The organism is Staphylococcus intermedius NCTC 11048, assembly GCF_002902385.1.
Classification (GTDB): Bacteria; Bacillota; Bacilli; order Staphylococcales; family Staphylococcaceae; genus Staphylococcus; species Staphylococcus intermedius.
In genome coordinates this window covers 1-14,240 of the sequence record NZ_PPQH01000057.1, presented here as the reverse complement: position 1 = coordinate 14,240, position 14,240 = coordinate 1, and the positions used below count along the sequence as shown (strand labels likewise).

The 14,240-nt window shown below is 37.0% G+C and carries 16 protein-coding genes; 6 read left to right on the top strand and 10 right to left on the bottom strand.

Going from position 1 to position 14,240, the window contains the following annotated elements:
• Positions 1 to 163 precede the first annotated feature (163 nt).
• Complete coding sequence (ahpC, locus tag CD138_RS11630; protein ID WP_019169185.1) at positions 164 to 733, top strand: alkyl hydroperoxide reductase subunit C; 570 nt, start codon at positions 164 to 166, stop codon at positions 731 to 733.
• A 14-nt stretch (positions 734 to 747) separates the two neighbouring features.
• A complete protein-coding gene (gene ahpF / locus CD138_RS11625; RefSeq protein WP_019169186.1) occupies positions 748 to 2,271 on the top strand; it encodes an alkyl hydroperoxide reductase subunit F in 1,524 nt (507 codons plus the stop codon).
• Between the two features lie 436 nt (positions 2,272 to 2,707).
• On the opposite strand, the gene CD138_RS11620 is transcribed toward ahpF, so the two are convergent.
• The gene (locus CD138_RS11620; protein WP_019169187.1) at positions 2,708 to 3,649 is read right to left on the bottom strand and encodes a DUF1002 domain-containing protein; all 942 of its coding nucleotides are present in this window, start codon (positions 3,647 to 3,649) and stop codon (positions 2,708 to 2,710) included.
• A gap of 118 nt (positions 3,650 to 3,767) precedes the next feature.
• The gene (gene bioB, locus CD138_RS11615; RefSeq protein WP_019169188.1) at positions 3,768 to 4,757 is read right to left on the bottom strand and encodes a biotin synthase BioB; all 990 of its coding nucleotides are present in this window, start codon (positions 4,755 to 4,757) and stop codon (positions 3,768 to 3,770) included.
• 202 nt (positions 4,758 to 4,959) lie between these two features.
• Between bioB and CD138_RS11610 the strand changes: the two genes are divergently transcribed.
• The 4 genes from CD138_RS11610 (at position 4,960) to gmpC (ending at position 8,218) form a co-directional block, all read left to right on the top strand.
• Positions 4,960 to 5,337: an iron chaperone gene (locus CD138_RS11610; protein ID WP_019169189.1), complete on the top strand. Its 378-nt coding sequence runs from the start codon at positions 4,960 to 4,962 to the stop codon at positions 5,335 to 5,337.
• 347 nt (positions 5,338 to 5,684) lie between these two features.
• A complete protein-coding gene (locus CD138_RS11605; RefSeq protein ID WP_019169190.1) occupies positions 5,685 to 6,710 on the top strand; it encodes a methionine ABC transporter ATP-binding protein in 1,026 nt (341 codons plus the stop codon).
• Positions 6,704 to 7,363 (top strand): methionine ABC transporter permease, encoded by a 660-nt coding sequence (locus tag CD138_RS11600; RefSeq protein ID WP_019169191.1) that lies wholly within the window; start codon positions 6,704 to 6,706, stop codon positions 7,361 to 7,363. Before CD138_RS11605 ends, CD138_RS11600 begins: the two co-directional genes overlap by 7 nt.
• Positions 7,364 to 7,378: 15 nt before the next feature.
• A complete protein-coding gene (gmpC, locus tag CD138_RS11595) occupies positions 7,379 to 8,218 on the top strand; it encodes a dipeptide ABC transporter glycylmethionine-binding lipoprotein (RefSeq protein WP_019166962.1) in 840 nt (279 codons plus the stop codon).
• Positions 8,219 to 8,371: 153 nt separating this feature from the next.
• Here gmpC and add read toward each other — a convergent pair whose 3' ends face one another.
• The 8 genes from add to rpsF all read right to left on the bottom strand — a co-directional run bounded on the left by add (position 8,372) and on the right by rpsF (position 13,933).
• Positions 8,372 to 9,376: an adenosine deaminase gene (add, locus tag CD138_RS11590; protein WP_019169192.1), complete on the bottom strand. Its 1,005-nt coding sequence runs from the start codon at positions 9,374 to 9,376 to the stop codon at positions 8,372 to 8,374.
• Positions 9,377 to 9,950: 574 nt separating this feature from the next.
• The gene (locus tag CD138_RS11580; RefSeq protein WP_019169194.1) at positions 9,951 to 10,133 is read right to left on the bottom strand and encodes a hypothetical protein; all 183 of its coding nucleotides are present in this window, start codon (positions 10,131 to 10,133) and stop codon (positions 9,951 to 9,953) included.
• Between the two features lie 477 nt (positions 10,134 to 10,610).
• The gene (locus CD138_RS11575) at positions 10,611 to 11,843 is read right to left on the bottom strand and encodes an MFS transporter (protein ID WP_019169195.1); all 1,233 of its coding nucleotides are present in this window, start codon (positions 11,841 to 11,843) and stop codon (positions 10,611 to 10,613) included.
• 178 nt (positions 11,844 to 12,021) lie between these two features.
• Positions 12,022 to 12,231, bottom strand: a complete 210-nt coding sequence (locus CD138_RS11570; RefSeq protein ID WP_174700852.1) for a hypothetical protein — start codon at positions 12,229 to 12,231, stop codon at positions 12,022 to 12,024.
• A gap of 171 nt (positions 12,232 to 12,402) precedes the next feature.
• Positions 12,403 to 12,549 carry a hypothetical protein gene (locus CD138_RS14285; protein WP_019169197.1) on the bottom strand — a complete coding sequence of 49 codons (147 nt, stop codon included), beginning with the start codon at positions 12,547 to 12,549 and terminating at the stop codon, positions 12,403 to 12,405.
• A gap of 263 nt (positions 12,550 to 12,812) precedes the next feature.
• Positions 12,813 to 13,055 carry a 30S ribosomal protein S18 gene (gene rpsR / locus CD138_RS11565; protein ID WP_014614919.1) on the bottom strand — a complete coding sequence of 81 codons (243 nt, stop codon included), beginning with the start codon at positions 13,053 to 13,055 and terminating at the stop codon, positions 12,813 to 12,815.
• A 52-nt stretch (positions 13,056 to 13,107) separates the two neighbouring features.
• Positions 13,108 to 13,614 carry a single-stranded DNA-binding protein gene (gene ssb, locus CD138_RS11560; RefSeq protein ID WP_086428800.1) on the bottom strand — a complete coding sequence of 169 codons (507 nt, stop codon included), beginning with the start codon at positions 13,612 to 13,614 and terminating at the stop codon, positions 13,108 to 13,110.
• A 22-nt stretch (positions 13,615 to 13,636) separates the two neighbouring features.
• Complete coding sequence (rpsF, locus tag CD138_RS11555) at positions 13,637 to 13,933, bottom strand: 30S ribosomal protein S6 (protein ID WP_014614921.1); 297 nt, start codon at positions 13,931 to 13,933, stop codon at positions 13,637 to 13,639.
• Positions 13,934 to 14,240 lie beyond the last annotated feature (307 nt).

Here is a 14,240-nt window from a genome sequence, read left to right as displayed (position 1 = left end):
ATTTTATAGTCTATAATAATATTTTGTATTTATTTGACGTAACGATTGTTCCATGTCATAATATGATTTGAGATTAGAATTATTATTAATAAGGAATTATCACAAAGTATAAACTGATTCTAATCCCAATAATAATGATTCAAAAAATAGGAGGATTTTGATTATGTCATTAATCGGTAAACAAATTGAGGAATTTTCAGCACAAGCATACAATGCAAAAACAGATGAATTTATTGAAGTGACACACGAAGATTTAAAAGGTAACTGGAGTGTTGTCGTATTCTACCCTGCAGATTTCTCATTCGTATGTCCAACTGAATTAGAAGATGTACAAAATCAATATGCTAAATTACAAGAGTTAGGTACAAACGTATTCTCTGTTTCTACAGATACACACTTCGTACATAAAGCATGGCACGATCATTCAGATGCCATCAGCAAATTACAATATACAATGATTGGCGATCCATCTCAAACAATTACACGTCAATTTGATGTATTAGATGAAACTTCAGGTCTTGCACAACGCGGTACTTTCATCGTTGACCCAGACGGTGTTGTTCAAGCAGCAGAAATCAATGCAGACGGTATCGGCCGTGACGCAAGCACACTTGTACACAAAATTAAAGCAGCACAATATGTTCGTCAAAATCCAGGTGAAGTTTGCCCAGCGAAATGGGAAGAAGGTAGCGAAACTTTAACTCCAGGATTAGACTTAGTAGGTAAAATCTAAGGAGGCTATACTGAATGTTAAATCAAGAATTAAAGCAACAACTTTCACAACTTCTTGATTTGATGGAAGGTGACGTTGTTCTGAAAGTCAGCACTGGCGATGATGATCATTCTCAAAAAATGAACGATCTCGTTAACGAAGTGTCAGACATGTCATCTCGAATTACAGTAGAAAAAGCTGAATTAAAGCGTACACCTAGCTTTAGTATCAACAGACCTAACGAGGACACTGGCATTACATTTGCTGGTGTCCCTCTTGGTCATGAGTTCAATTCTTTTGTCCTTGCACTCTTACAAGTTAGTGGTCGTGCTCCAAAAGAAGAACAATCTGTAATCGATCAAATCAAGTCTATCAATGAACCCCTTCATTTTGAAACATTTATCAGCTTAACATGTCAAAAATGTCCTGACGTTGTTCAAGCGTTAAACTTAATGAGTGTCATCAATCCAAACATTACACATACGATGATTGATGGCGCAGTTTTCAAAAAAGAAGCTGAAGATATTATGGCAGTACCCGCAATTTTCCTAAATGGTGAACAATTCGGTAACGGCCGTATGACAGTGACAGATATTCTTAGTGAATTAGGTCAAGGTCCTGATGCTTCTGAATTTGAAAATAAAGAAACATTTGACGTCCTTGTTGTTGGTGGCGGTCCTGCAAGTGCAAGTTCTGCGATTTATGCTGCACGTAAAGGTTTGAAAACAGGTATCGTAGCTGACAGAATTGGTGGTCAAGTCAATGACACAGCTGATATCGAAAACTTAATTAGTGTGAAGAAAACAACAGGTCCTTCACTTGCGACGAGTCTTGAAGAACATATTAAAGACTACAATGTGGATATCATGACTGGCGTACGTGCTGAAGGATTAGAAAAAACAGATGATATCGTTCATTTGACTTTAGATAACGGTGCAGTACTTAAAACACGTTCATTAATTATTGCGACAGGTGCACGTTGGAGAAAAATTGGTGTACCTGGTGAAGACACATTCGCAAACAAAGGTGTCGCATACTGCCCACACTGTGACGGTCCTCTATTTGAAGGTAAAGACGTTGCTGTTATCGGTGGCGGTAACTCTGGTGTTGAAGCCGCAATTGACTTAGCAGGTATTTGTAAGAGCGTAACTGTCCTTGAATACGGCGCGTCATTAAAAGCAGACTCTGTATTACAAGACCGTTTAAACTCATTATCAAATACAACAGTCATCACAAATGCAGCAACACAAGAAATTAAAGGTGACGACCGTGTAAGCGGCCTTTCATACACTTGTAACGAAACAAACCAAGAAAAACATGTGGATTTAAATGGGGTCTTCGTTCAAATCGGTCTTTCTCCTAATACAGAATGGTTAGGCGATACTGTTCAACGTAACCGTATGGGTGAAATTGAAGTCGACCGTTTAGGTAACACAAATATCCCAGGTGTCTTTGCAGCAGGTGACTGTACAGACCAACGTTATAAACAAATTATTATTTCTATGGGATCAGGCGCAACAGCAGCATTATCTGCATTTGACTACTTGATTCGTAACTAAATAGAATTCTAAAATCAATCGGACTGGTGAAAATGATTATCTTTTCACCAGTCCGATTTTCTATTTTGATAATGTAAAGACAACACGGCGATTGGCATACCGCTTTCTTAAAGCATGTCGCCCGTTTTGAGTTAGTAGGCACACGCAAGATTGCTTGAACGGCACGTCTCTATAAAAATCAAGTCCTTATTGATTGCAACTCTGGGCGAGACTCCTGAGGGACCAGCTGAACCGGCAAATCCACTAACGCTGCCACAAATGTAACAGTTCAATCAAGCGTTAGTGAGTTAAAGGTTCAGCCCCTAGGAAAGGGAGCCCTTTGAGTACAATCAATAAAGGACAAACAGCTTAAATAGTGAATTACCGTTCTTATCATCTGAATGCCTCTCTTATTACCATACGTTCTGAAATGCTCAGAAACACCTATATTGCAATCCTACAAAAACGAAATCAACCAGTTCCAAATCTTAGTCACAATACTAACAATGGCATCCCACAATTTTTGTAAGAAATTACGCGTTTCCTCATTATCTAAATCCTTCAATTTCTTCAACTTATCCCCTGCTTGGCTATGAATCATTTCTTTTAATTCAGTCGCTTGCTTTTTAAATGATTCGGGATCTTGGTTCACCACATTGGATTGTGCAACATTCATCATGATATTTTGAATCACTGCGATTTCGTTATCACTTAAAATCTGATACAGTCCACGCTCTGTTAAAGTTTGATTGACGATTTGGTTAATTGTTGTACTGTTCAATTGTTGATGCGACGCCTTGGCTTCAGCAATTTGCGCTTTCATTTCTGCCACTGCTGCATTCAACGCTTCATCAGAATAGCCTTCTTTATTCTGATGGTTTTCACTAATTTGCGCTAAATGATTCATTTCTTGGTTCGCATTTTGAATATCTTGCGCATTTAAATGCTGGCCTTGCGTGGCATAAGCTTTATATATTCCTGTCAATGCGCCTTCACCCGTCACCTGATCGATAGAGGCAATTTTAATCGTTGCATCCTGAATACCTGACGTAATCGCGGCATTCATATACTGTTCTCGTGTAATACGCGTAATATTTTGAGGCGTTTCAATTTCTACGTCGACACCACTCGTAAAGCGTTTCGGTTTAATCAACGCACTAGAATGGATAAAGTCATATTCTGTTCCTGTATATTCAATCACATCGGTATTCGTCACTTTATAAGTCGTTACATTGTTACCGACGCCCAATTTCTCTTTCGTCTCTTCAAGTTGATTGTTGTTCAAATCGGCGCCTTGGATAAATATTTCTTCTTTTGGCTTAAATTCATTTGCAGCTTGAGCAACGCCTACCATCAACATCGATGTGACCACGCCACTGATTAATAGCTTTTTATACATTTCCGTCACTTCCTCCTAGTGCTACGCTATTTTCTCTATTTTACCATGAATGTCCTACAATATTATCATTCCTAGGACCTAACCATCAAAAGTGTCATGGCACTGCAGAAAGTTGCTTTTATGCACGCACTTCTGATTCGCAAGTCGTGCCGTAATCAATGTCGTACCCCATATCTTGAATCATGTCATAGTCTAATTGATTCGGTTGCCCACCTGTAATTAAATAATCTCCAACGAAAATCGAATTCGCAACCATTAGCGCTGTCGCTTGCAATGAACGTAAATGAACTTCTCTTCCACCGGCAATACGAATTTCTTTTGTCGGATTCACTAAGCGAAACAATGCTAAAATCCGTAAACAGCGTGTCGGCGTCAATTGATCCATATCACCAAATTTTGTTCCTTTAATCGGATGTAAAAAGTTGACTGGAATACTGTCCGCATCAATTTCTTTCAATGCAAAAGCCATATCCACGATGTCTTGATTCGACTCACCCATGCCACAAATCACACCAGAACATGGCGAAATGTGATTTTGTTTCATGATTTCAATTGTATTAACACGGTCCTCATATGTATGTGTTGTGACCACTTCATGATGATAGTTTTCACTCGTATTCAAATTGTGATTATAGCGATCGACACCAGCTGCTTTTAACTTTTTCGCTTGTGCCTCATTTGTTAAGCCAAGACATGCGCATACTTTTAACTGTGGATGTGCCGCTTTAATTCGTTCAACAGACGATGTAATGTGATCAATTTCCTTATCACTCGGACCTCGCCCACTCATCACAATACAATACGTTCCAATCTCATTCTCTGCTGCCACACGTGCACCGGCTGTAATTTCATCCTCTGAGATTAAAGCATAACGTTGCTTGTCTTTCATTTCACGTGATTGGCCACAATAACCACAATCTTCAGGACAAATCCCACTTTTCGCATTTAAAATCATATTTAACTTCACTTTATGTCCATAATAATGTTTGCGAAGTTGATACGCTTCATGTACAAGATCCATCGTGTCATATGACGGATTCACGAATAAATCTAATGCTTCTTCCGGAGACAAACAACGCCCCTCTAATATACGTTTTGCTATTTTCATAGTCACCCCTCCTCATATCAAAGCCAGTATATCACAATTGTAATCTTTTTTATATTTTAGTTTACAATTAATATGAGGTTCATTTCAACTCAAATTGGGGTATATTAAAGGTGTCATATTAATTTAAAATCATGCTTATCATAAGCCAGTTTAAACAAATTAAGACCGACCGCAGTCTAAAAACAGATATGGAGGCAACACAATGGATACATTAGATGAATTTTTGGAAACCATTGAAAAACAAGAGCACCGTGACAAATTGACAACAGTAATCGAAACAATACTCGATCGCTACCCTGAACTCACTATGGAAATCAAATGGAATCAACCGATGTTATTGTATAAAGAAAACGGCACTTTTATTCTAGGGTTCAGTAAAGCAAAACCCCACTTTGCCGTTGCACCAGAGAAATATACATTAGATACCTTTGCGAAAGATATTGAAAAAGCGGGTTATCAAATGACAAAAATGTTCATGAAAATCAAGTGGACGGATGAAGTCAATTATAAGTTGTTGTATGACATCATTGATTTTAATATTCATGATAAAAAAGACTCCCGCTTCTTCTGGAGACAGTAATTTCATCGTAGCTTAACATATAGCTGTCTGACTTCTCAACAGTAGGCATATTGAGAAGTCAGACAGCTACGCGATTCAAGATGAAGTTACATTCCCCTTTTCTCTCGTGAGCATGTAAATGTTAACATCAAATGCTCTACCTACTCTCCCACTCGCTATAACACCAATATTTCTCTCTAAATTTTAAAAAAACACATCAATTCCCCTTATACACATATCACCCTTTTCCTTTCTTGTATAAACTATTTTAATTTTCAGAAAATACCAAAAATGATATTGACTTACCTTTGAAGTTCTTCTAAAATACTTATTACTTACTTTTGAAATCGGAATTTTGGGAGGCTTGTATGATTGAATTTAAACATGTAAATAAAATATTTAAGAAAGGGAGTCATTCGGTTCATGCCCTTAAAGACATTACTTTCTCCATTCAAGCAGGTGATGTTTTTGGTGTCATTGGCTATAGTGGTGCGGGGAAAAGTACGCTCGTACGCATGATTAATCAACTAGAGAAACAAACTTCTGGTGACGTTTTTGTGGATGGTCATCATTTAAATACATATACTCCCGCACAGTTAAGAGCTGTGAAAAAAGATATCGGTATGATTTTTCAGCAGTTTAATCTATTGGATTCAAAGACGGTGTTCAAAAATGTAGCGATGCCTCTTATTTTGCGTCAAGTGCCCATGAATGAAATTAAATCTCGTGTTGAAGAAATGCTTCACTTTGTAGGCCTATCTGATAAAGCTAACCATTTCCCTAATGAATTGTCTGGCGGTCAAAAGCAACGTGTCGCCATTGCACGTGCGCTCGTGACACGTCCTAAAATTTTACTTTGTGATGAAGCAACCAGTGCGCTTGATCCTGCAACAACAGACTCAATTCTTCAATTGTTAAAGAAAACGAACGAAACTTTCGGGGTTACGATTATCGTGATCACCCATGAAATGAGCGTCATCCAAAGCATCTGTAACCGTGTCGCCATTATGGAAAATGGTGTTGTGATTGAGCTTGATACTGTCAAACAAGTATTTAGCCATCCCAAAACCAAGACTGCACAACGCTTTGTATCCACTGTTATTAATACATCACCTTCTCAAAAAGTAATGGACAGCCTTCAAATTGATGAACAACATGAACTTTATCGACTGTTTATCGAATCGACGCAAATTACACAAACACTAATTCATGATTTGATTCAAAAAGCGTCTGTAAATGTGAATATCGTACATGCGACGATGGCTGACATCCAAGAGGAAACGGTGGGCTATTTATGGTTACTCATCAAAGGAGACACGACTCAGCAGCAACAAGTCATGTCTTACTTCGACCATCATCAAATCCAATATGAGAAAGGGGCGCCCACATGCTAGGTTCATCTATTGATAGTACACAATTACTAGAAGCACTGTATCAAACATTATATATGGTGACCATTTCACTCGTCTTTGGTGCATTAATTGGTGTCCCACTTGGCATTGTATTAGTGGCAACTCGACAAAATGGGATATGGCCGAATGCTTGGATACATCACATTTTAAACCCAGTGATTAACATTTTGCGCTCTTTACCGTTCATTATATTACTGATTGCAATCATCCCATTTACTAAATTAATAGTTGGGACATCTATCGGAACAACGGCGGCTATTGTACCATTGACGGTTTATGTAGCCCCCTGTATTGCTAGACTTGTTGAAAACTCACTATTAGAAGTGGACGAAGGCATTATCGAAGCTGCCCATGCGATGGGAGCGACACCGATACAGATTATTCGGTATTTCTTACTCCCTGAAGCACTCGGTTCTCTGATATTATCACTGACTACTGCGATTATCGGACTTATCGGCGCAACCGCAATGGCTGGTGCTGTCGGTGGTGGTGGTATTGGAGATATGGCCCTTGTTTATGGTTACCAACGCTTTGACACACTTGTGATTATTATTACTGTTGTCGTGTTAGTGATTATTGTGCAATGTATTCAATCTATTGGGAATGCACTCGCTAAAAAAGTACGACGACATTAACTGGAGGATATATTTATGAAAAAACTGATTACCTTTTTAGTATTGGCTGTTTTCGTATTAAGCGCTTGTGGCAATAACAAATCTGAAAAAGTCACACTCGGCGTCGCTTCAAATGACACGAAAGCATGGGAGAAAGTAAAAGAACTCGCTAAAAAAGAAGATATTGACTTAGAAATCAAACAGTTTTCGGATTATAACGTGCCGAACACAGCACTTAATGATGGCGATATTGATATGAACGCTTTCCAACACTTTGCATTTTTAGAAGCGTTTAAAAAAGCAAATAAAGGGACTGAAATTACACCCATCCGTACAACTGTACTTGCACCTTTAGGCATTTATTCAGAAAAAATTAAAGACATTAAAGATGTGAAAGACGGCGCAAAAGTGGTCATTCCAAACGACGTGTCTAACCAAGCACGTGCATTGAAATTACTTGAAAAAGCAGGCCTCCTTGAATTAAATAAAGATTTCGGTTTATCAAGTTCAATTAAAGACATTAAAAGCAATCCTAAGAACTTAGACATTAAAGCGGTCGATGCGCAACAAACCGCGAGAGCACTATCGGATGTCGACATTTCAGTCATTAACAATGGTGTCGCAACAAAAGCAGGCTTAGACGCGAAAAAAGATCCAATTTATTTAGAAGCTTCTGACTCTGATGCAGTTAAACCTTATATCAACATCATCGCAGTGAACTCAAAAGATAAAGACAACAAAGTGTACAAACGCATTGCTGAACTGTATCACTCTGAAGAAGCAAAAGCAGCTTTGAAAGAAGATACAAAAGATGGTGAGCTTATTATCGATTTAAAACAAGATGAAATTAAAGCCATTGAAGATAGCTTGAAATAACTCATATGAAACAACCGAATCTGAGATGTTTTTGTCTCGGACTCGGTTGTTTTGATGATTTGATATTGAGTTGTGAACATTAAAAACACGTCATACAAATTTTAGTAGGCAGAACAAATTGTAGTTCACTTTGCGCTATTCTAAAATTTCTCGCTATATCTTCTCATGCGCTTCTACCTCAAATTGTTGTGTTAACCATGTTTTAGTGGCTGTATTCGCAAAAATATAGTCAATCGCTTTTAAATTAATGCGTGCAATATCTTCCCAATTGAGCAGTTTATGTTCTAATAGCAATGCGTACTCATCTAATAAATTCGTTTGTGTCACTGTACGATTATCCGTATTGATTAAAAATGCGATATTTTCTTTTAATAAACGTTGTAAGTCTAAACTGTCCAATGATTCAATCGCTTTCGTTTGTAGGTTGCTTTGTGGGCAAAATTCGAGTAATACGTCTTGTGCTTTTACAGCTTCAAGCACGTCGTCATCTTTAAATGCGGCAACCCCGTGACCGATACGTTGTGCACCGAATCGCACTGCATCATATACATTTTTAGCACAACCACATTCCCCAGCATGTAGCGTAATATTCAAGCCTTGTTGTTGTGCATACTGAACTAATGCTTCATGTTCTGTTGTCGGTGATGCTGCTTCATCGCCTGCTAAATCCACACCTACAATATAGTCTTCTAAAGTTTTATGATCGCGGAGACTGTCGAAAATCGCGCGGTTCATTTCATCCGAATGATGCTTCATCCCGCAGACTAACATTCTCACTTTGATATCGAAAGTTTGTTCAGCAGCCGCCGCCCCTTCACACACTGCTGTTAATATTTCTGAAATCTGCAACCCTTGCGCTTGATGAAATGCGGGTGCAAAGCGAATTTCAATATATTTGACGCCATCTTGTACTGCTTGTTCTGCCACATCAACGACAGCATCGCTCAAACTTGTACGCGTCTGCATGACTTTTAAAATTTCGTCAAATGACTGTAAATATTCCGCTAAACTCTGGCAATGGTGATCCACTGTCACTTTGTCCAATTGAATCGCCACGCCTTGTTGCTGACTTTGATGTTCAAGATATTTTAAACTGACTGACCCGTCTAAATGACAATGCAATTCGAGCTTAGGTATCTCCCTTAATTCCGCTTTCATAATAACCTCTTTTCTCTATCTTTTTAATTTCTAATTGTACCGAGATTATATTAATTGTCAATACATCTTTTTTCACAGTTGCGATATTTGCCTATTTTTCCGTGCGCATGTTATTGTCTTTTAACTGTCATTTCTACATAATACTGTAGCGTTTCTCGTATGATGTCCTTCTTAGCATAGACACCTATCATTCCACCTTTGTTTAAAATCGAGATCTTCATGACAAGTTTGAATACAATATGTCCTGTCCTCCACTCAACAATACACTCATTATATATCTGAAATTTATGATACCGCACACCCTACGCTATTCGACAGTGCGATTGTATTATCAGATCACTCAGACCTATTGCCAGAAGTAGAAGCATTTTCGGTAACATAAAAAGCATGTGTGGTGGATGAAAGAGTCGCGAATCAATTCGGAGGTTCAAAAATCAATCTCAACCCACCCGGTGTCTTCACATCAGACGAACCCGATACGATTGTAAAAGCATTTGATCGCGTGAGATATTAGGACCGTTGAGTAAATAAAATAAATCAACCCCGCACCCTACAAATTATGAGGGACGGGGTTTTATAATTTATTTTCTTTTAATTTATTTACCATTTGCTCTGTGGTAAAAGGTTGGGGAGGTTCTAACTTATAATCTTGATTCAAAATATCGAGCCTTATAGATAGCGTTAAGTCGGTTGAAACATCAATATGTTCTTCTTTCAACATAGCCTTTTCTAATTCACTCAAAGTTTTTTCAACCATCTTAACCCCTCCATTTTTAGACAAAAAAAGGCCAACTCTGTTTCGCATTGTTAAGAGGCGTTAGTTGGCTTCTAATATTTGTATATTACTACTCTTATTTTCAAAAGACAATACTTTTTATTGATTTCAAATACTTTCAATTTAGAAAGAGGCTAGATTAAAGAACCTTTAGCTCCTTTAAGAAAAAGCCGTCAAAATTCATTTTTTAGAATTTGACGTCTTTTTTTCTTATAAGCGAACGAAAACTAGCACTGATTTTAACTGATTTCCGTATATTTACTGCCATGAGTGCGATGCCAAGTTCACACTCAATTTTTGATTACGTGCGAACCGATAATTTTTGGAAATCTGAAAACTTCTTATTTGTGAAGGCTTTAAAATAGTCCCAAGTTGAATTTTAAAATCATTAACAATACTTCATTATAATTAAAAGTTAGTTATTAGATAACATTTCTGAGTTTTCGGTCTCATTTATATCTACTCATCTGCCATCAACATCAAGTCATTCATTTTCTTGATTTCCTTATCCGTTATATAAAAAAGCGAAATCACTAAACTCGCGATACTTACTAAAATAAAATTGATATTTATCGTACCAAAAATTTGAGGTAAAATCCCACCAGTGAACGCGCCAAATGGTATCAAAATACTTAATAGCGTTTCATTTGTAGTTGCTACACGACCCAACATATTTTTAGGTGGCAATAATTGAAATGCGTTGATAAATGCTAAGTTGATAATTCCAATAATGAGATTTGAAACTAAAAACATCGGTAAAATATAAATATAACTTGCATTAATGAACAGGTAAATCAATAACCATATGATGGACAGTATGAAAAAGCTGCTAAATAGTAATTTGCTAAACTTGATATACCCAATGATTCTTGGTCCCACTAGGTAACCTAAGATGAGCCCTAGACCATTAACAAATAATATCAATGAAAACACTTTACTATCGTTTCCTTCTAGCACAGCTATTTTAGGATAAATCACCGTTACGGCTGAAATAGAAAAGTTAATCACGGACAGCGGAAGTAAAAGTTTTAATATTTTAGGGCTCGATACGTATTTCGTCCCTTCTTTCAAATCTGCTAAATAACGACTTAATATTCGATCGCTAGCTTCTATATTGTCTTTATGATGAATTGTTGTTGAATTTAGCCTAAGCAGTTTAAATACAAAAAAGGCCACAACAAATATGATGACATTGAATGAAAAGATATTCACTATCAAAAATATACTGAGTAAAACCCCAACTAAAGCATCTAATACCACATCTAACCCTTTATATGTCATTTGAAATATTGCATTATATTTAATCACTTGACGCGCATCAGTAGACAATTTGGGAATAAGCACACTCTCTGCAGGATAAATCACAGACGAAAATAGTGTAGACATACTTAATAAAACGTACAAAATAAGCAAATGGTGATGATCTAATAAAAAATACAAAGACATCAGCACTACTATAAAAACTTGTGCAAGTGTACTGATACATAAGATTTTTTTAATATTATATCTATCTAAAATAGGCCCTAAAAAGAACATGAATACATCAATAATCCCTACAATTGCACCAATGATGCCTAAGTATAAAGTGTTATGATAAGTGACAGCTACATACCACGTTAATGAAATGAGTATGATACTATCTCCAATATTGGTTAGCACTCGTCCAAAAAGTAACTTGTGAACTTCTTTCATTTCATCCACCCCACACATTGTTCAATAAAACCTTTAATCCACCACTACTTGATTCTTCTTCCTTGCGCATCTAATTTAATAATTGGCTCATCCTCAGTATGTGTATAAGTCGCTACAATTCCACCTTCTTTATCTCTCAAATTGACATACCATTCATTTGATTTATTAAATCTCACAACTAATCTTGTCCCTCAATCTTACATTGATACGCATATAACTTTTCAGCAGTTTGTAGTGTAATCCCTTCAAGCTCACGTTTACCATTTCTTAAATCACTTATTCTCCCTGTACTAACACCTGTTTCTTGATGAATTTTATACGCACTGACCTGACTGTTAAGCAAACGTTCAATCGTCTTTTTGTATTCTGACAATGTGCTCACCTTCATATCTATAACTTAATTTTCGCGTATGCAAGATTCTCACTACCTTAATGATTTGCGGGATAAGAAAAATGAATACTGTCATTCCTAACTTGACTCAACTCATTTGAAATCCTCATTATTTCAATGTATAATGTGACTGTAAGCGGAGGGATCCACGAATGACTCCCGAAATAATTAATCAATATCTTGATTGTCTGGCTTTTTGCTAACTAATAGATAGCTTATATGCCACAATCTCAATTGTCTAAGCACTAACGGTAGAATGAGTACAATCGCAACTTGTACATCTCTACTTGTTAGTGCTTTTATTATTTCGTGCATTGGGACTCTCACCTCCCTTACACTCAATGAGTAAGCTATTGCTTACATTAATCATTATATCACCCAATTGGGATGCATACAGCAACTTTTTACATTATCGAGCTCTATAGTAAATTTGAATATCTAAATTCATAAATACATTCCCTTATTTCTTTTTCAATGATATATACTATCTTCACGCTTTGTTAAAGATATTCATTGAGTGATAGGTACGTAAAAACCCCGTACACCTGAAAAGATGTACGGGGTTTTTATATATTGGCTTACGCTTCGTCTTTAACGAATGGTAATAATGCCATATGACGTGCACGTTTGATCGCTGTAGTCAACATACGTTGATATTTAGCTGAAGTTCCTGTTACACGACGTGGTAAAATTTTACCGCGTTCTGAGATAAAACGTTTTAATAACTCAGTATCTTTGTAGTCGATGTGTGTAATACCGTTTGCTGTGAAATAACAAACTTTTTTACGACGACGACCGCCTCTTCTTGGTCCACCTGCCATGATTTGTGCCTCCCTTACATTAAAGATTGTTTTCTATACGTTCAAATTGTTATTAGAATGGTAAATCATCATCACTAATATCGATAGGTCCGTTCGCATTCGCAAATGGGTTATCATTAGCGGGTTGATGATTATTGTTTTGATAAGACGAATTTTGGCCTTGTTGTTGTCCACCGAATCCTTGACCGTAGCTATCAAATTGATTGCCTTGGTTTTGGTTCGCATGACGTTGGTTTTGTGATTTTGGCTCAAGGAATTGAACACTATCACATACCACTTCAGTGACGAATACACGTCGGCCTTCTTGGTTCTCGTAACTGCGTGATTGTAAGCGACCATCAACGCCAGCTAGACTTCCTTTAAACAAGAAATTGTTAACATTTTCTGCTTGTTTACGGAAAACTACACAGTTAATGAAGTCTGCTTCACGTTCCCCTTGCGCATTCGTAAATGTACGATTAACCGCTAAGGTAAATGTCGCTACACCTACGCCTGAGGGTGTCGTTCTGTATTCTGGATCTTTAGTTAAGCGACCTACTAATACGACTCTATTAAGCATTTACACGCCCCCAATTATTCTATTACTTGTTTTCGTCTTCACGGACAACGATGTAACGAATGATATCGTCGTTGATTTTAGCTAAACGTTGGAATTCGTCAGTAGCTTTGTTGTTTTCAGACTGGATACGTACGATGTTGTAGTAACCATCTTTGAAGTCTTCAATTTCATAAGCTAAGCGACGTTTACCCCAGTCCTTAGTTTCTAATACCTCAGAACCTTCAGAAGCTAAAATTCCGTTAAAACGTTCAACTACTGCTTTGCGTGCATCTTCTTCAATGTTTGGACGCACGATGTACATTACTTCATATGTTCTCATTGTATATTGGCACCTCCTTATGGTCTATGCGGCTTATCAAAATTCAAATGATAAGCAAGGAATAATTTTCATTACTCACATTCAAAGATTGTATCATAGCCCCTTACAAATTACAATATCTTTCACGAATTCCTCAATCTAAATTGTTCGGTTGCACCACTTACTTTGCCTTTCATTAAAACCAATATCGAATAAAACGTTTTCTTCTTAAAAAATAAATATATTTAATGGTTTTTCATTATTAATTAAGAAACAGTTAATTTTTATCGTCATTAAAACGTGATATATTCTTTTGTGTTAATAATAA